Origin of the sequence: Litorilituus sediminis (assembly GCF_004295665.1) — a bacterium.
GTDB classification, from domain to species: domain Bacteria; phylum Pseudomonadota; class Gammaproteobacteria; order Enterobacterales; family Alteromonadaceae; genus Colwellia; species Colwellia sediminis.
This window is the reverse complement of the sequence record NZ_CP034759.1, coordinates 2,484,239-2,502,334: the sequence shown is the minus strand read 5'-3', so window position 1 is coordinate 2,502,334 and position 18,096 is coordinate 2,484,239. Positions and strand designations below refer to the sequence as shown.

19 protein-coding genes are annotated in these 18,096 nt (G+C 39.4%); 16 read left to right on the top strand and 3 right to left on the bottom strand.

Features of this window, described 5'->3' with window-relative positions; translation table 11 throughout:
* Positions 1-2: 2 nt before the first annotated feature.
* The 11 genes from ftsE to hemB all read left to right on the top strand — a co-directional run bounded on the left by ftsE (position 3) and on the right by hemB (position 11,470).
* Complete coding sequence (gene ftsE / locus EMK97_RS11190) at positions 3-701, top strand: cell division ATP-binding protein FtsE (RefSeq protein WP_130602202.1); 699 nt, start codon at positions 3-5, stop codon at positions 699-701.
* Positions 694-1,668, top strand: coding sequence for a permease-like cell division protein FtsX (gene ftsX, locus EMK97_RS11185; RefSeq protein WP_130602200.1), 975 nt, complete (start codon positions 694-696; stop codon positions 1,666-1,668). Before ftsE ends, ftsX begins: the two co-directional genes overlap by 8 nt.
* Before the next feature lie 222 nt (positions 1,669-1,890).
* Positions 1,891-2,745, top strand: a complete 855-nt coding sequence (gene rpoH, locus EMK97_RS11180) for an RNA polymerase sigma factor RpoH (RefSeq protein WP_130602198.1) — start codon at positions 1,891-1,893, stop codon at positions 2,743-2,745.
* Between the two features lie 214 nt (positions 2,746-2,959).
* The gene (locus tag EMK97_RS11175; protein ID WP_130602196.1) at positions 2,960-5,437 is read left to right on the top strand and encodes a TonB-dependent receptor plug domain-containing protein; all 2,478 of its coding nucleotides are present in this window, start codon (positions 2,960-2,962) and stop codon (positions 5,435-5,437) included.
* A 229-nt stretch (positions 5,438-5,666) separates the two neighbouring features.
* Complete coding sequence (gene tatA / locus EMK97_RS11170) at positions 5,667-5,906, top strand: Sec-independent protein translocase subunit TatA (RefSeq protein ID WP_130602194.1); 240 nt, start codon at positions 5,667-5,669, stop codon at positions 5,904-5,906.
* A 3-nt stretch (positions 5,907-5,909) separates the two neighbouring features.
* Positions 5,910-6,371, top strand: a complete 462-nt coding sequence (tatB, locus tag EMK97_RS11165) for a Sec-independent protein translocase protein TatB (RefSeq protein ID WP_130602192.1) — start codon at positions 5,910-5,912, stop codon at positions 6,369-6,371.
* A 2-nt stretch (positions 6,372-6,373) separates the two neighbouring features.
* Entirely contained in the window at positions 6,374-7,114 is a 741-nt protein-coding gene (tatC, locus tag EMK97_RS11160) for a twin-arginine translocase subunit TatC (RefSeq protein ID WP_130602190.1), read from the top strand.
* Positions 7,115-7,132: 18 nt separating this feature from the next.
* Positions 7,133-7,687 (top strand): hypothetical protein, encoded by a 555-nt coding sequence (locus EMK97_RS11155; protein WP_130602188.1) that lies wholly within the window; start codon positions 7,133-7,135, stop codon positions 7,685-7,687.
* 11 nt (positions 7,688-7,698) lie between these two features.
* Positions 7,699-8,493 (top strand): TatD family hydrolase, encoded by a 795-nt coding sequence (locus EMK97_RS11150; protein ID WP_130602186.1) that lies wholly within the window; start codon positions 7,699-7,701, stop codon positions 8,491-8,493.
* Positions 8,487-10,373, top strand: a complete 1,887-nt coding sequence (locus tag EMK97_RS19210; protein ID WP_246028768.1) for a sensor domain-containing diguanylate cyclase — start codon at positions 8,487-8,489, stop codon at positions 10,371-10,373. Before EMK97_RS11150 ends, EMK97_RS19210 begins: the two co-directional genes overlap by 7 nt.
* 47 nt (positions 10,374-10,420) lie before the next feature.
* The gene (hemB, locus tag EMK97_RS11140) at positions 10,421-11,470 is read left to right on the top strand and encodes a porphobilinogen synthase (protein WP_130602184.1); all 1,050 of its coding nucleotides are present in this window, start codon (positions 10,421-10,423) and stop codon (positions 11,468-11,470) included.
* A 71-nt stretch (positions 11,471-11,541) separates the two neighbouring features.
* Here the strand turns inward: hemB and EMK97_RS11135 are convergent, their stop codons facing one another.
* Positions 11,542-12,216 (bottom strand): glutathione S-transferase family protein, encoded by a 675-nt coding sequence (locus EMK97_RS11135; protein ID WP_130602182.1) that lies wholly within the window; start codon positions 12,214-12,216, stop codon positions 11,542-11,544.
* 120 nt (positions 12,217-12,336) lie between these two features.
* Between EMK97_RS11135 and EMK97_RS11130 the strand changes: the two genes are divergently transcribed.
* Genes EMK97_RS11130 through EMK97_RS11120 form a run of 3 tightly spaced genes read left to right on the top strand, consistent with a single transcriptional unit; the run spans position 12,337 to position 13,830 of the window.
* The gene (locus EMK97_RS11130; RefSeq protein ID WP_130602180.1) at positions 12,337-12,891 is read left to right on the top strand and encodes a TetR/AcrR family transcriptional regulator; all 555 of its coding nucleotides are present in this window, start codon (positions 12,337-12,339) and stop codon (positions 12,889-12,891) included.
* A 30-nt stretch (positions 12,892-12,921) separates the two neighbouring features.
* Complete coding sequence (locus EMK97_RS11125; RefSeq protein ID WP_130602178.1) at positions 12,922-13,521, top strand: histidine phosphatase family protein; 600 nt, start codon at positions 12,922-12,924, stop codon at positions 13,519-13,521.
* A 9-nt stretch (positions 13,522-13,530) separates the two neighbouring features.
* Positions 13,531-13,830 carry a hypothetical protein gene (locus EMK97_RS11120; RefSeq protein ID WP_130602176.1) on the top strand — a complete coding sequence of 100 codons (300 nt, stop codon included), beginning with the start codon at positions 13,531-13,533 and terminating at the stop codon, positions 13,828-13,830.
* Here the strand turns inward: EMK97_RS11120 and EMK97_RS11115 are convergent.
* Together EMK97_RS11115 and rhlB are read right to left on the bottom strand one after the other, a co-directional pair.
* Positions 13,807-14,769 carry a Ppx/GppA phosphatase family protein gene (locus EMK97_RS11115; protein ID WP_130602174.1) on the bottom strand — a complete coding sequence of 321 codons (963 nt, stop codon included), beginning with the start codon at positions 14,767-14,769 and terminating at the stop codon, positions 13,807-13,809. The two genes, EMK97_RS11120 and EMK97_RS11115, sit on opposite strands and share 24 nt — an antisense overlap.
* Positions 14,770-14,807: 38 nt before the next feature.
* Positions 14,808-16,082 (bottom strand): ATP-dependent RNA helicase RhlB, encoded by a 1,275-nt coding sequence (gene rhlB / locus EMK97_RS11110; RefSeq protein ID WP_130602172.1) that lies wholly within the window; start codon positions 16,080-16,082, stop codon positions 14,808-14,810.
* A gap of 156 nt (positions 16,083-16,238) precedes the next feature.
* Here rhlB and trxA point away from each other — a divergent pair, with 156 nt between their 5' ends.
* Together trxA and rho are read left to right on the top strand one after the other, a co-directional pair.
* On the top strand, positions 16,239-16,565 hold the full coding sequence (gene trxA / locus EMK97_RS11105; RefSeq protein WP_130602170.1) for a thioredoxin TrxA: 327 nt from the start codon (positions 16,239-16,241) through the stop codon (positions 16,563-16,565).
* Between the two features lie 254 nt (positions 16,566-16,819).
* Entirely contained in the window at positions 16,820-18,079 is a 1,260-nt protein-coding gene (rho, locus tag EMK97_RS11100) for a transcription termination factor Rho (RefSeq protein WP_130602168.1), read from the top strand.
* Positions 18,080-18,096: the final 17 nt, after the last annotated feature.

The following is an 18,096-nucleotide window of genomic DNA, read 5'->3' as shown; positions in this document are numbered from 1 at the left end:
TCATGATCAGCTTTAACAATGTAAACAAAACCTATCCGGGAGGCTTTCTAGCGCTCAAGCAAGTGAGTTTCTCGCTAGCCGCCGGTGAAATGGCCTTTCTAACGGGTCATTCTGGTGCCGGTAAAAGTACTTTGTTAAAGCTTATTTCTTTGATGGAAAAACCAAGCTCAGGCAGTATTTTAGTGAACAATACAGAGCTTGCTGATATTAAATACCAACAAATTCCCTATGTACGCCGCGGCATAGGTATGATTTTTCAAAATCATAATCTGCTTAAAGACAGAACCATATTTGATAATGTTGCCTTACCGTTAATTATTGAAGGTGTCAGTCATAAAGAAATTCGTAAACGGGTTGAAACCGCCTTAGATAAAGTGCATTTAAGCACGAAGTTACGCTGTTATCCACATATGTTATCTGGCGGTGAGCAGCAACGAGTTGGTATCGCTAGAGCTATAGTTAATAAACCGCCTATTTTGCTCGCAGATGAGCCAACCGGTAATTTAGATCCAAAATTATCATTAGATATTATTCGTTTATTTGAAGAGTTTAATGCTGCGGGTGTTACTGTATTAATTGCAACCCATGATTTAGGGCTGATTGCTCGTATGAAGTATCGTACTTTAACGATTAAAGAAGGCACTATGATTAACGATGGCATTGTTGACGGCTTACAAGCTCAAGGAGTCGGCAATGACTAATCGACATTCAAGTGGTTTGGTTGAGCGCGAGAGCTTTTTCAGACGCCTTTTAACTTTACCTATTCGCCATGTACAGCAAGCTATCGGCAGTTTAGGTGATTTATGGCGTACACCATTCACTTCGGTTATGACCGTTTTCGTTTTAGGTATTAGTTTGGCTTTGCCAGCAACCTTGCACCTTTTCGTTAAAAATGCCCAACAAGTCAGCGAACAGTGGGATAGCGCTTCACAAATTACTTTATTTTTAAAGCTATCTACCAATGAGTCTAGCGCGCAGAACCTAGTTAAACGAATAAGTCTTTATCCAGAAGTGGCAGAGGTACATTATATTTCTGCTGAGCAGGCCTTAAAGGAATTTAAAATATTATCTGGCTTTGGTCAGTCACTTGAATATTTAGATAAAAACCCTTTACCAGCAACACTTTTGGTCACACCAACACAGCGCTCAAGCCAGTCACAAGCGGCTAATGAGCTATTAGCTAAACTCGTGAATGAACGAGAAGTAGAGCAGGGCAAACTCGATGTAGAGTGGTTAACACGGCTAGAAGCTATGGCGAATTTAATTGAAGACATTGTCTTAGGTGTTGCTTTATTACTGTGCTTATCGGTAGTACTGATTGTCGGTAATACCATTCGTTTGGCGATACTTAATCAAAAAGATGCCATTGCCATCATGAAACTCGTTGGCGCTACCGACAGCTTTATTCAACGACCATTTTTATACTCAGGTGTTTGGTACGGTATTTTTGGTGGCTTGTTATCTTGTGTGGCGGTGGCTCTGCTAGCTCAGTATCTTGCTGGCGCTATTAACGAGTTAACTGACTTATATAACAGTAGCTTTGTTTTACAGGGCTTATCCTTTAATGAAGTCGTTCTTTTAATTGTCTTTGCGATTATTCTTGGTTTGCTGGGTAGTTATATCTCTGTACGCCAGCATATCAAGGCGATTGAGCCAAATGCTGAGTAAATTTTTTATTCAAATAACTCCTTGTCATTATTAAATAAATTTCACTACTTACATTTCGACACAAAAATTTAATAAAAAAGATGTAAGATCTGGTTGTCTTGCACTATCTATTACGCTAGTGTTCATTACCTTGTTATTCGTAGGTTGGTCGCCAATCGCGACTAGATATGATAAAATAACGGATGTACAAGTTACAAAAAAGGTTAAACGGAGGGTTTTTTTATGAGTCAAAATATGCAGCTTACTGTACCACAAAGTGGTAGCATTGAAGCATATATGCAATCAGCATATAGCATTCCTATGCTTAGTGCTGAGCGTGAGCATGATCTGGCTACTCGCCTCTACAATGAAAATGATTTACAAGCGGCACAAGAGCTAATCATGTCGCACCTGCGCTTTGTTATTCACATTGCTAAGGGTTACGCAGGCTACGGCTTACCACAAGCAGATTTAGTGCAAGAAGGTAACGTTGGTCTAATGAAGGCGGTTAAGCGCTTTAACCCAGATGTTGGGGTACGCTTAGTATCATTTGCTGTGCACTGGATTAAAGCAGAAATTCATGAATATGTACTACGTAACTGGCGTATTGTTAAAGTAGCTACCACCAAAGCACAGCGTAAATTGTTTTTTAATCTGCGTAAGAATAAAAAACGTTTAGGTTGGTTTAGCAATGAGGAAGTTAGCACAGTTGCAGAAACCTTAGGTGTTAGTACTAAAGATGTTTTGGAAATGGAGTCTCGTATGAGCACCCATGACCAAGCTTTTGAGTTATCAAACGATGATGATGATAATGCTGGCGTAACTAACTTTTCTCCTGCGCAGTACTTAGAAGATAAGCAATCTGATTTAGCTGTGGAAGTTGAAAATGATAACTGGGAAAACCACGCTAATCAGAAGTTATCAACAGCATTGGTAACCCTTGATGAGCGCAGCCAAGATATTATTCAAACGCGTTGGTTAAATGAAGATAAATCAACACTACAAGAGCTAGCGAATAAATATCAAATTTCTGCTGAGCGCGTTAGGCAGTTAGAGAAAAATGCTTTAACTAAGCTGAAAAGCAGCATGGCATTCTAATAAATGCTGCTGTATTTAATAGTGAAGAAAAGTCGACTTAGGTCGGCTTTTTTTATGGCTAAATTTAGGTGAAATTGTTGTGCGTTACATGTTTGCACTGTGTTATCACATGTTTAACGAATGACTGACAATTGGAAACGAACTTTCTGTGAACAATCTGCAATATTGAATGCGTGTTAAATATCCGCACCAATAGAGAAGGCAGTAAAACAGAATGAAAACCTATAACAATAGTAAAACAATAATCAGTAAAACTATCGTCTTGGCAATAGCATCAAGTACGACAATTGCAACGCAAGTGAATGCTCAAGCGCAAGACGCTGATAAAATAGAGCGCATTGCAGTAACAGGCTCTCGCATTAATCGCACCGATGTGGAAACCTCAAGCCCAGTCACTGTTATATCTTCAGATTTTATCACTAAAAGTGGTTACACCTCAGTACAAGAAATTTTATCAACTCAGCCAGCAGCTGCCGGTATGAGCTTAGGAGCAACATCAAACAATGGCTCAGGCGGCTCAGCGACGGTTAATTTACGTGGTATGGGGGTACAACGTACGCTGGTATTACTTAATGGCCGTAGAATGGTGGCATCGGGTACTGGTGCGGACTCATCAGTAGATTTAAACACTATTCCCGTTTCTATCATTCAATCAATAGAAATATTAAAAGATGGTGCATCAGCAGTATATGGCTCAGATGCCATTGCTGGCGTAGTTAATATTATCACCAAAAAAGACTTCACTGGTACAGAGGTCAATGTCGAGGGCAGTATTACCGATAAAGGTGATGGCGAAAGTGGTGGCTTTAGCGTTCTGCATGGTACTGAACTAGCCAATGGTAATTTAGTTGCCGGTTTACAGTACTCAAATCGCGGTGAAGTAATTCAAGCAGATCGCGATTTCGTTCCACCAGGTGAATCCTCATATATTCCAGAAGGCTCTTTAGGTGGTTTTGTTCCTGATGGTGAAGGCGGCTGGAAAGAACGTGATTCTTCTTATGACTACACCGAAGATAGTTACGCGCAAACACCTAATGAGCTGATTAGTGTTTTTGGTAGTTACAATACAGAGCTAGCATCAGATACAGAACTTAGTGTTGATTTAATGTACACCCATAGAGATTCAAATCAACAAATGGCACCGCAACCTGCCAGCATTGATTTAGCTGTTTGTCAGACAAATGCGCAAGATCCAAGTAGCTGTATTGAAATGGGCGATGTGCTAATTCCTGAATTAGATGAACTGTTATATAAGCGTCGTATGACTGATGCTGGCCCGCGTATTTACAAGCAACAAACTGATACGTATCGCGGCTCAATTGCTTTAAGCGGTATACTTGATAATGACGCGCAATGGGACATCTCAGCTACTTATGGTCGTAATGACTCGAAAGATCAGGTAGAAAACTCTATCCATGCTGGCAATATGCAGCAAAGTATTTATAACCACCAAGACATCTGGTTTAGTGGCGACCCAATAGATAAAGATTTTTTAGTCAGTGAAGGCATTATTTACACGGAAGAGAATGAAGGCGGTAATGAACAGTTTATACTAGCTGCGGGTTATAACGGCGTAACTGAAAATGATATTGGCTATGCTTTTGGTGCTGAAAGTCGTTTTGAAAGTGGTTTTTACACGCCAGATGAAGTAACACAAGCAGGTGAAAGTACCGCCGCTCAACAAGATCCAACCTCGGGTGATTACTCGGTGCAATCTGTTTATGGTGAAATTTCGCTACCTGTTACTGATGCCTTTACCGTAGAAGCGGCGACGCGTTACGACAACTATTCAACCTTTGGTGGTGCAGCAACGTGGAAGTTAGGTGCTACTTATCGTTTTACCGATACCTTAATGGTTCGCTCGGTTGCGGCAACAGGCTTTAGAGCGCCAAGTGTCAGTGAATTATATGGTGGTAACTCAGGCTCTTTTGATTATTTAGATGATCCTTGGGGCAATGCCGAAGATTCACAAATTTTAGTGAATTACACAGGTGATGAAAACTTAAAGCCAGAGGAAAGTGAGTCTTTCACGGCCGGTGTGGTTTGGGAAATAGCTGATGGCTTATCGACTACCATAGATTACTGGCGCTTTGATATTACCAATGCCATTAGTCGCGTTAATGTGCAAAACGAAATGAACAAGTGCTACAACGGAGACTTAGCTGCCTGTGACACCATTAATATTACCCCAGACGGTGATTTATCAGCAATGACCTCAACACTAACCAATATTGGTCAGCAAAATACCTCAGGTGTAGATTGGAATATTAGTTACTCCGTCGACATCTTCAAAGTGATGCTTGATACCACTTATTTAATTGAATTTGAAGAAGACGGTATTAGTTATGAAGGTACTATTGACGGCAATATGGGCGGTTACTCGCAGTTAAAGTCTAATTTAACAGTAAGTGCTGATGTAACAGAAGATTTAAACCTTTTATATACAGCTAATTATATTCAAGGCATGCAAGGTAATGCTTGGGGTGAGGCTTATAAAACAGATGATGTTATTTATCATAATATTTCAGCAGCCTATCATATCAATGATGCATGGCAGTTAACGGGCGGTATTAAAAACTTATTTGATACTGAACCAGAAGAAGTGCCTGATGGTAATGATATGAATACTGTACCTAACATTTATGATGTTGTTGGCCGTACCTTCTTTATTAGTACCTCGATTAAGTTTTAGAGGTTAACTAAAACCGAAAGTAATAGCTTAAAGGCGATAACCGCTGTTATCGCCTTTTTATGTTGTTACTTTGGGCTTTATTTTACGGAGGCTAGAGTATACGGCACTGTTTTAAAGCTAATAAAGTTTGTTTTATCTCATGATTTTTTCATTGAATGGCGGCTTTTACTCGTTTACTGCTTTAATTTAGGTATATAATGTTGCCCAAGTTCGAAAATAGGAGTTTGTTATGGGTGGTATCGGTATTTGGCAGCTAGTAATTATTGCCGTTATTGTAGTGTTATTATTTGGTACTAAAAAATTGCGCAACTTAGGTGGAGACTTAGGTAGTGCGGTTAAAGGCTTTAAAAATGCTATTAGTGATGAAGATAAAGATAAGCCTGCTGAAAAAACATCAGAAACATTAGCTGATAATTCAAATACGACTGCTGAAGAAAGCAGTAAAGCCAAAGAAAAAGATCAGGCGTAATCAATGTTTGATATTGGCTTTTGGGAGTTAATGCTAATAGGAATTATGGGCTTAGTTATTTTAGGCCCAGAGCGATTGCCTGTAGCTATCCGCACCATTCGAGGGTGGATAAGTGGCGTTAGAAAGTTTAGTGATGCGGTAAAAACGGAAATTACAGAAGAGTTGCGCATTAATGAGTTGCACGCCAACTTAAAAAAAGCTGAACAGGCCGACATGAAAAACTTAAGCCCAGAAGTTGCTGAGTCGCTAAAGTCATTGCAAGAAGCTACTGATATGGTTACAGAGCCATTCAAAAAGGTAGACACCACAGCGATGGACTCAATGATTTCCTCATCATTGGCGTCATCACCACAAAGTAAAAGTCAAGAAAGTAAGGCTGAATCAACAGGTGATACTGCTGATGCGGCGCCTAGTATAAGCTCAGCGCAAACTAGCGAATCTCAATCAGGTACTGACAAGCCATAAATATGAGTTCAACACCAAAAACTAACGCAACACTTTTTGATCACCTCTTAGAGCTACGTAATCGATTATTGCGCTCTGTTGTCGGTGTATTGGTAGTATTTTGTTCTTTGGCATATTTTGCTCAAGACATTTATCAATATCTGGCTCAGCCGTTATTATCAACTATGCCAAGTGGTGCGCAGATGATAGCAACGGATGTTGCTTCGCCATTTTTTGCTCCGTTTAAATTAACCATAGTGTTATCGATATTTATCGCTATGCCGTATATCTTGTATCAGGTGTGGTCTTTTGTCGCCCCGGGTTTATATAAGAACGAAAAGCGTTTGGTGGCACCATTAATGTTTGGTTCTACCCTGTTATTTTACAGCGGAATTGCCTTTGCTTATTTTGTCGTTTTTCCGGTTGTCTTTGCGTTTTTTACTTCCGTAGCACCAGAAGGTGTGGTGATTGCTACAGATATTAGTAGTTATTTAGACTTTGTTTTAAAACTATTTTTTGCTTTTGGTGTTGCCTTTGAAATACCAATCGCAATTATTTTAATGTGTTGGACGGGTATTACTAGCCCGAATAGCTTACGTGCTAAGCGCCCTTATATTGTTGTAGGTGCTTTTGTTGTCGGCATGTTATTAACTCCGCCAGACGTCATTTCTCAATCCATGTTAGCAATTCCTATGTTGTTATTATTTGAGCTAGGTATTATTATCGCTTCACTTCATCATAAAGAAGATGATGAAGATAGCTAAGGTATCGAGGAGTTAGCGGTGAAAAATTATAAGAAAAAAATGGCGGTATTATTATCAAGCTGTGTACTTTCTGTACCAGTATTTTCAGCAGAAATCTCAACAGAATTACAACAGTGCGCACAAGTAACAGATAACTTTGCTCGATTAACCTGTTTTGACAAACTTGCTATTAAACACAGTGGTAAAACGGTAGCGCCGGCAAAAGCCGCTGTGCCTAAACCGCCAAAATCAGCAGAAATTGTTGCTCCTGTTTCTAAGCCGAAACCAACCGTAAAACAAGCAACTACTAGCAAAGAAGTAGATGAGTTTGCGAAGAATCATTTGGCAAGAACATCAGAGCAAAGAGCACAAGAACTTACTGAAATTTCGGCCAAAATTGCTAAGTTAGATAAAACTGCTAGAGGCTTGTGGAAAATTTCTTTAGATAATGGTCAGCAATGGCAGCAAAAAGAAAGTTATAGCTTTAGCCTGCAAGTTGGTCAAGATGTCGTTTTATCGAAAGGTGCTTTAGGCGCTATTTATTTAAGTAAAGTAGGCAGCAATAGGCGTATTCGTGTAAGGCGCCTTAAGTAATAGGTGTTCTATTGATTGATGTTGGCGTTAACTTAACCAATAAACGGTTTGATAAAGATCGTTTTGAGCTTTTACAACGAGCTCAACAGGTGGGTATTGCCAACATTTTAATAACAGGCACCAATGTTAAAGAAAGCCATGAGGCAGTCGCCTTGTGTCAGCAATATCAACAAACCTTACCAAATTACTTATACAGTACCGCTGGTGTTCACCCCCACGATGCCGATCATGTTGCACCGCACTATCTCGAACAACTAACAGAGCTAGCCAGGCAGCCTTTTGTTAAAGCTATAGGTGAATGCGGCTTAGATTTTAATCGCAACTTCTCAGCGCCAGAGCAGCAAAAAAAAGTCTTTTCTGAACAGGTTTCGCTAGCGGCAAATTTGGCAATGCCGTTATTTCTGCATCAACGTGACGCTTTTGAATCTTGGTTTGATATATTAAAGCCCTATTTAGATAAAGTGCCTGCGATGGTTTCTCATTGTTTCACTGGCAGTAAAACTGAATTAGAGCAGTGCTTAGCAAGCGATATGTATATTGGCATTACCGGCTGGCTTTGTGATGAGCACCGCGGACAAGCGTTACGAGATATTGTTGCACTTATACCCCTTAATCGCTTATTGATTGAAACAGATGCGCCGTATTTGACCCCAAGAACTATCCGGCCTAAACCGAAAAGTAGTCGAAATGAACCTAGCTATTTACCTTATATAGTGCAGGAAATTGCTAGTATTACTGGTCATTCGCTTGAAGATATTATTGCTCACACCAGTGAAAATGCACGTCGGGTATTTGCGCTATGTTAATGGTTTTACGCAGCATTACGGTTATTGTCATGCTAACTCTAGTTGGCGCGAAATTCGCCTTTGCTAATGTTAACCAGCCTTTTGTTTACTCTCTTGAGCAAAGCAGTCAAACCATTGACCAAAGCCATTACTATCTTGTTAATTCTGCTAATGAGCAAACACTTGCGCAACTGGTATCGAATAGGCAAATTACTTGGTCTAAGCGACATGCTGAACAGGGAGATATGTCCCTTAAAGCGGGCAAAAATATTTTTTACTTTCAGGTGAGAAATGACAGCCAAGCTACGCAAAGTATCTATATCAGTATAATTAACCAAGTAAGAATTGTGCGAGCGCAAGCACTTAATTACAGTGACGGGCAAGCTATAGGCGATGCATTTACCTTGAATGAATTAGTGCGCCAATCTAACAATACCCTAAGCACTCAAATTTCTTTGCCGCCGCAGTCTATTCAAAATATTTACATTGAAATTACCAGCTCTTCAGCCTTAAGAAGTTCAATGCAGTTATATACTGAAGCAGGTTATTTAGCAGCAAGCCAAGCGTCGCAGTTTCAGCAAGGTGTAGGCCTTGGCGGTATGATCAGTTTAACCATTGCCATGTTTCTGCTCTATATTGCTAGCCGAAATAGCACTATGCTGTTGTTAACGACTTATTTGTTGGTAAGAACCTTAATACTGTCAGCTTTTTTGGGGTTAAATTTATACTATTTTTTACCTGAATTTGATTTTTTACGTGGCATGGCTGAACCATTATTAATCAGTATTTCTAGTATTGTTTTACTTATGTTTACCAATAAATTATTTAATATTGCTAAACATGAAAAACAGTTAAATCGTATTATTAATGCCATCACTTGGCTGTTTATTGCTTATATTCCTGTTAGTTTATTTATTCCTGCCCACTTAAATGTTGCCATTATTATGTTAACTCATACGGCATCATTATTATTTTTAACTGGCGTTGGCCTGTACTTACATAAGCATCAGCAGCGATTAGCACTGTTGTTTAGTGTCATAATGGCAATTAAATGTATTTCTATTTTAGTGCTGATTAGTGCGATTAATTGGCTTGATATTGGCTTTGCCCAGTATAAAGGACAATTTTATATAGGGCTGTTCTGGTTTGATGCTTTCTTATTAACCTTTATATTAAGTCGTCAATATGCTTATCAACTACGTGATAAACAGCAAGCACAAAAGCATGCTTTAGAACATGCTAAGGTATCAGAACAAGCTCAGCAGGAGCTTTTACAGTTACAACAAGACAACCAAAATAAACTGGAAAACAGAGTTCAAGAACGCACATTAGAGTTAAATATAGCCTTGCAAGAGCTAGAAGAAGTTAACCAAGAATTAGAACGAAAAAATATTATTGATGAAATGACAGGGCTATTTAATCGTCGTCATTATGATCAAAAAATCTTGGCAGAATATCGCCGTAGTAAGCGTAATTTAACACCACTTAGTTTAGTTATTATTGATATTGACCACTTTAAAAAAGTTAATGACACTTATGGTCATTTAGCGGGTGATCAGTGTCTTATTTGGTTAAGTGTCCATATAAAACAGTGCTTAAAGCGCAGTACTGATATGGCATTTCGTTATGGTGGTGAGGAGTTTTGCCTTATTTTACCTGATACTGAAAATCATGGTGCATTTAGCTTGGCGGAGAGTCTGCGAGAAAATATTGCCCGTCATCCATTTCATTATCAAGAGAGTGAAATCCCAATTACGATTAGCTGTGGTGTATGTACTTATCAGCAACAAAATGACGTTGAGCCTGAGCAAATTTTTTCAGGTGCAGATAATGCCTTATATAAGGCAAAAAACAGTGGTCGTAATCAAACGCAAACATATCAATTTACTGAAGCGGATTAAGGGCTTTAGTAGCATAGAATTTACAAGGTAATTTTTGTAGGAAAGTAATGATGAACAATAGCAATACAGTTTTTGGTCAATATCCAGCACGACGTATGCGCCGTATGCGCACAGATGACTATACCCGCCGCTTAATGTCTGAATCAAAGTTGAGCGTTGATGATTTAATTTATCCAGTCTTTGTTCTCGAAGGTGAAAACCAGCGTGAAGCAGTACCGTCAATGCCGGACGTAGAGCGTAAAAGTATCGATTTATTACTAGAAGAAGCGCAAGAGTTGGTTGACTTAAAGATCCCTGCTATTGCGATTTTCCCGGTAACGCCTAGTGATAAAAAATCATTAATGGCAGAAGAAGCTTATAACCCTGAAGGTTTAGCGCAAAGAACGGTTCGTGCATTAAAAGCTAAATTTCCACAATTAGCCGTGATTACTGATGTGGCATTAGATCCATTTACTGTCCATGGTCAAGATGGCATTTTAAGTGAAAGTGATGACAATAAAGCCGGCGAAACCGGTTATGTGTTAAATGAAGTCACTAAAGATATTTTAGTGAAACAAGCCTTATCTCATGCACAAGCAGGCGCTGATATTGTAGCCCCTTCAGATATGATGGATGGCCGTGTTGGCGCTATTCGCGAAGCATTGGAAGCAGAAGGCTTTGTTAATACCAAAATATTGGCTTACTCAGCAAAATACGCGTCAAATTATTATGGTCCATTTCGTGATGCAGTAGGCTCAGCGGGCAATATTAAAGGTGGCAATAAGCACACTTACCAAATGGATTCAGCCAATAGCAATGAAGCGCTACATGAAGTTGCACAAGATATTGCTGAAGGTGCAGATATGGTCATGGTAAAACCTGGTATGCCGTATTTAGATATTGTTCGCCGTGTTAAAGATAACTTTCAAGTGCCGACTTATGCTTATCAAGTCAGTGGCGAATATGCCATGCATATGGCGGCAATTCAAAATGGTTGGTTAGCTGAAAAACCGTGTGTCATGGAAGGTTTATTAGCGTTTAAACGCGCTGGTGCTGACGGCATCTTAACTTACTTTGCTAAGCAAGTAGCCCGCTGGATTAAAGAAGACGCTCAGTAAATATTAGTTTTCTACAGTGATTTTAAAGCCAGTATAGCTAACTATACTGGCTTTTTTGTTGGTATGAGCAGCTAGTTTCTTTGTACGGGCAAGGGCTTAGCTTGTAGCACTTTCTGACAAGACTTTCTTGTCATTAATTTAGCTAAATATTTCTCAACTACGGGAAACTCTGCCAATAAGTTAAAGCTTTCGGGTAGTTGCGTTATATAGTGAAGCATAGGGGCAATAAGGGTGTCGGCAATATTAAAGCTGTCATTATCCACTGAAATAACAGCGCTAGATGCTAACTCATTGCTAATTACAGTCAGCGCTTTGCGAACCTTATCTTGAGCCTGTTTAGCAACATCTAGGCGCGCTTCACCATTTTCGCCTTTTGGAAAGGCAAACTCTGCTAAATAATCTCTCACCAGTGCTTTATCAATATCAATAGAAATTAATGCACATAAGGCATCATGTTTAGCGTGAGCTAATGGCTCTTTAGGCTGCAGAGCAATGCCAGCAAAGTTATTATCTAAATAACGACAGATACTGGCGGTTTCCGGTAATGTCAGCTCATTATGGATAAGTACAGGTAATTTACCAAAGGGGTGTAGGGTAAAATGTTGCTCGCTTTTAAATGAAATTTCATCGTTATTTATAGTAAAGCCTGTTTGGTAGTCGATACCTTTTTCTTCACACACCAACATAACAGTACGAACGAAGTTTGAGAATTTTGGTCCATAAATATGGACTGAATCTTGAGACATAGCTGAATCCTTTTTTACATTTATGTTAGGAATAAATTTATAGTGCTTTAAAATATGTTCAAGAACATATTTTAAAATTATGGGATACTGCTTAGATAAATTTCAATGTAGGAGGGGATAATGGCGTGGAGTAAAACTCATAAAGAGCAATCAAAAGAAAAAATTTTGCAAAGTGCAGCTATGCTTTTCACCCAGCAAGGCTTTGAAAATGTTTCAATTGATCAAGTGATGCAGCAGGCAGAAATGACGCGAGGGGCATTTTATAGTCACTTCTCCTCCAAAAGTGACTTATACGCACAAGCAATCCCGAAAGCATCACAATTAGCGCAACAAAGAGTATCTGCGCAAATACGCGCTGATTTAGCCAGCTTAGCCAAGAGCTATTTAAGTTCACAACACCGAGATGACGCCAGCCAACAAGCTTGTCCATTGGCATTTTTGATTTCAGATATCAATCAGAATGATCAAAAGGTTAGAGCAACCTACACTAAAACACTGGAGCGTTTTGTGGAGAATACTCAATCACTTGTTGATGAAAGAGACACGGCATTGCAATGCACTGTTTTGATGATAGGAGGCTTAGCGTTAGCAAGAGCCATTGATAATGATGACTTAGCAAAGGAGTTAATGTTAGCTTGTCAGCAAGGGGTTGAAAAACTAACACAAGCACCTTAGTTTAGGGACTCAACTTGAGAAAATAACCTGATGGAATATCACTCAATGGAAATTGTTTTGCTTAGACATGGTAAGCCCAATGCTGCTATTGATGCTAAGCGATTAAAGCGTCTATCTGCTGGCGGTTATGCTCATTGGGTTCGCCAGTATAATAAGTCGTTAGTGCACGCAAGTAGCCGACCCAGTGTTGACTTAGCGGCTAAGTATCAGGGTTATTATCAGCTTGCTAGCGATTTGCCAAGAGCGATGCAATCAGCAGAAATAGCTACCAATAGAGCTGCTGATGAATACTGGCCAGCATTAAGAGAAATGAATATTCCTCGTTATAAAATACCGCTTAAGCTTAAGGCTTACCATTGGCTTGTTTTAACGCGCATACTCTGGATGTTAGGAGTGAAGCGTAATATGTCTGATTCAGTGGAAAGTTTTACCGCAGCTAAGCAGCGTGCCAATCAGGCGGCAACAAAGCTAGCTGATTTAGCGGCAAGCAAACAAAAGATCATAGCCTTTGGTCATGGTTATACCAACCGTTATATTAGAAAGGCACTCATTGCCCAAGGCTGGCAGCTAGTCTATAAAAGTAACGACTTTTGGGGCGAAACTTGCCTTACAAAAGCTACAGAGGAGTAAAAGCAATATATGCAAAGCCCAGAATTTGCCATTATGCTATTAAATTCAGCCATTTTGTTAGTGGCTTACTTGTCTGTTTACCCTAAGTTGGCAGGTTATAGCTTAAATAAAGTTGCTTGGCTTGATATGGCAGCCTCATGCTTAGCCTTGATCATTGTTGGTTACAAATATTGGGGCACAGAGCAGGGGTTTAGTTTAATACTGGTTGAGGCTAATTGGTTTTGGTTTACCTTAGCAACCTATATGGTGTTAGAGATACCTATCAGTCTTTGGTATTTTCGTAAACTACTCTTTAACAAGCATAACTGATTGCAGATCGGGTACTAAGGAAAATAATAAGCCTTCACGTAACGCGCCGGTAGATAACGATAGCTCGTTAATATTTAGGCTTTCAAATAGTGCGGTTAGTATGGCAAGGCCGCTAGCTAAAACGGGTAGGCGATCTTCTCGTAAACCGTCAATTTTAATTTGCTCAATGCTGGTACACTGAATAAGTAATTGTTGTACTTCTGCTAATAAATCTAAGGTGATGATAATAGCTTGATTGCGGTGTGCTAATAGCTCGGCCAATGCTTGCATAGTACCTGAGCTGCCTAAAGCTTTTTGCCAGCCAATGGCAATAAAATCATCAGCAACTTTAGCTATTTCGTTTTTAGCAGCATTTTTTGCTTGCTCAAAATTAGTTGAGGTTAGTAGACCATCAGCAAAGTATTTTTCACGATAACTGACACAACCTATATTAAGACTGACAAGGTGCTTGGCCTGAGAGCCTTGACCGACAATGATTTCAGTACTAGCGCCGCCAATATCAAGAATTAAACGCGCTTGTGCTAATGCGTTGTCACTGGTACAGGCCACACCTGTGTATATCGTACTTGCCTCTTGTTCACCGCTAAGTAAGTTAATAGGTAAAGGCAAAATATTATTAGCAGCTTGAATAAAGTCTTGGCTATTTTGCGCAATTCGTAATGTCGCGGTGGCGACGATTTTAATATTGCTTTTTGGAATACTTGCGAGGTGTTGAGCAAATAGGCTTAAACAGTCTAAACCACGTGTTATCGCGTCTGCAGTCAAGTAGTTGTTGTCATCTAGGCCTGCGGCTAAGCGAACCTTCTGCTTTACTTTATCAACAATATAAAACTTATTATCTTGCAGGCGAGTAATAAGGAGGTGAAAGCTATTAGAGCCTAAATCAACAATGGCATAATGTTGTTGGCTATATTGAGGTATTTTCTTCTCAGTTAACACTTTCTCTACCTTATTACTCGGGCAATCACGGATAAACGCTAATGCTTGCGAGGCGGGCGATTATTACTACTTCGACTTCTATTTTGACTACCACTGCGAGTTGCGTTTGGTCTATGACGACGTTGACGCGGTTTAGGCTTAGGTAAATCAGTGAGTAGCGCATCATGATCGTACTTGCTCACAGGCAAAGCGTGTTCAATGTAGCGTTCAATCGCCGGTAAATTAAAAACATACGCTTCACAGGCTAAGCTAATGGCATGACCTGTAGCACCAGCACGACCTGTTCGGCCTATACGGTGCACATAATCTTCACAGTCATCAGGTAAGTCGTAATTAAATACATGTGTTACCGCAGGAATATGTAGGCCACGTGCCGCAACATCAGTGGCAACTAATATATCTAAATGGCCAGCGGTAAACTGCTCTAATATTTTTAAGCGTTTCTTTTGCGGCACATCACCTGTTAATAAACCCACTCTGATGTTATCGGCAACTAAGTGATCATAGAGCTTTTCACAGCTGTGCTTGGTATTGGCAAAAATAATGGCTTTATCTGGCCATTCTTCTTCAATAAGTGTTTGCAACAACAGCATTTTATCTTCATTTGAAGGGTAAAATAGCTCTTCTGATATACGCGTATTGGTTTTTTGCTCAGGCTCAACTTCAACGCTTGCTGGCTCGTTCATGTGCTCAAAAGCAAGCTCTTTTACGCGAAAAGATAATGTCGCCGAGAAAAGCATACTTAAACGCTCGGTTGCTGGCGGCATTTTATTGAACATGTAGCGAATGTCTTTAATAAAGCCTAAATCAAACATTCTATCGGCTTCATCAAGTACTATGGCTTCAATATTTTTCAGGTTATAGACGCCTTGTTTCATGTAGTCGATTAGGCGGCCACAGGTGCCAATTAAAATATCTACACCTTGTTCAAGTTCTAAACGTTGACTTTCATAACCTTCGCCCCCATATACAATACCAAGTCTTAATCCGGTACTTTTTGCCATTTCAATGGCATCGCGATGGATTTGAATGGCAAGCTCACGTGTTGGCGCCATAATAAGTGCGCGCGGTTGGTTGTGACTTGGTGCATCTTGTTGCAATAAGTGATGAAAAGTAGCGGCTAAAAAAGCAATTGTTTTACCTTCACCGGTTTGCGCTTGGCCTGCAATGTCAGTGCCTTGAACTAATATAGGTAAAGATTTTGCCTGAATAGACGTGCAATATTCGAAGCCCATGGCCTCTAATCCGGTCACTACTTGCGGAGCAAGATTTAGGTCAGCGAATTTTGTTTCAGTTAAGTGTGTTTTTTTCATGGTGCTAGCTTAACATCTTAGTTGGTTAATAACTAATTAATCGTCTAGTAATCTAAAAAACACGTTGGAAAATATAGGCAATAAATATCCAACTGGGTATACTATTGTGATTAACAGAGTATTTTGGCGCTTTTGCCATAACTTACGGAGAGAAAAATGAGCGATAAAATTGTTCAGCTAACTGATGACGGTTTTGAAGCAGATGTATTACAAGCATCAGGTTTAGTATTAGTTGATTTTTGGGCTGAATGGTGTGGCCCTTGTAAAATGATTGCGCCAGTATTAGATGATATTGCTACTGAATACGACGGTAAAGTAACTGTGGGTAAGCTAAACATTGATGAAAACTCAGCAACACCGCCTAAATACGGTGTACGTGGTATTCCAACACTATTATTATTTAAAGATGGTGAAATGGTTGATACCAAAGTAGGTGCGTTATCAAAAACTCAATTAAAAGAGTTTTTAGATAAGCACTTATAATAGTTACCTCAGAATAGCCCAGCAATTATAGTTGGGCTTTTTTATTGAGCCATAGTTAATACAGCCTAAGCTGATTAAAATATTTGCTTACATTTTTATTCGTACCTTTACCTATTTAAATTTTAATGCTAAATTTAAATTCTGAGTACAAATTGCATATCTCTAATTATCCCTATTCTAATTTAACAACTTAATTAACCGTTACAGGCTTTCGTCTGAACATAATCACTTAAAATAGTTTAAGAAAATCCACTATGAATCTTACCGAACTGAAAGAAAAATCCATTAGCGACTTAGTTAAGCTAGCTGAATCAATGAAGTTAGAGCATTTAGCTCGTAGTCGTAAACAAGATATTATTTTTGCCATATTAAAAGCGCACGCCAAAAAAGGTGAAGATATTTTTGGTGGCGGGGTATTAGAAATTTTGCAGGACGGCTTTGGTTTCTTACGTTCGGCTGACTCTTCTTATTTAGCGGGTCCAGATGATATATATGTATCACCAAGTCAAATCCGCCGTTTCAGTATGCGTACTGGTGATACCATTCACGGTAAGATCAGACCACCAAAAGATGGTGAGCGTTATTTTGCTTTATTAAAAGTAAATGAAGTGAATTTTGATCGTCCAGATAACTCACGTAACAAGATTTTATTTGAAAACTTAACACCAATTCACCCAACTGATCGTCTTACCATGGAACGTGGTAATGGCTCTACTGAAGATATTACCGCACGTGTATTAGATTTAGCTTCTCCAATTGGTAAAGGTCAGCGTGGTTTAATCGTAGCGCCACCTAAAGCGGGTAAAACCTTATTATTACAAAACATCGCGCAAAGTATCGCTTATAACCACCCAGAAGCTGAGCTAATGGTGTTACTTATTGATGAGCGTCCAGAAGAAGTGACAGAAATGCAACGTCTGGTACAAGGTGAAGTAGTTGCTTCTACCTTTGATGAACCAGCAAGTCGTCACGTGCAAGTAGCTGAAATGGTTATTGAAAAAGCTAAGCGATTAGTTGAGCACAAAAAAGACGTTATCATCTTACTTGACTCAATTACCCGTTTAGCACGTGCTTACAACACGGTAATTCCTTCATCGGGTAAAATCTTAACCGGTGGTGTTGATGCTAACGCTTTACACAGACCAAAACGTTTCTTTGGTGCTGCGCGTAACATTGAAGAAGGCGGTAGCTTAACTATTATAGCGACTGCGCTTATTGAAACTGGCTCTAAGATGGATGAAGTTATCTACGAAGAGTTTAAAGGTACAGGTAATATGGAATTACACTTATCTCGTAAAGTGTCTGAGAAACGTGTTTTCCCTGCAATTCACATTAACCGTAGTGGTACTCGTCGTGAAGAATTGATTACTAAGCCTGATGAGCTACAAAAAATGTGGATTTTACGTAAGATCGTGCATGAAATGGATGAAGTTGGCGCAATTGAGTTCTTAATTGATAAGTTAGCCATGACCAAGACCAATAATGAATTCTTTGATTCGATGAAACGTAAGTAATCTAATTTATTCGTATA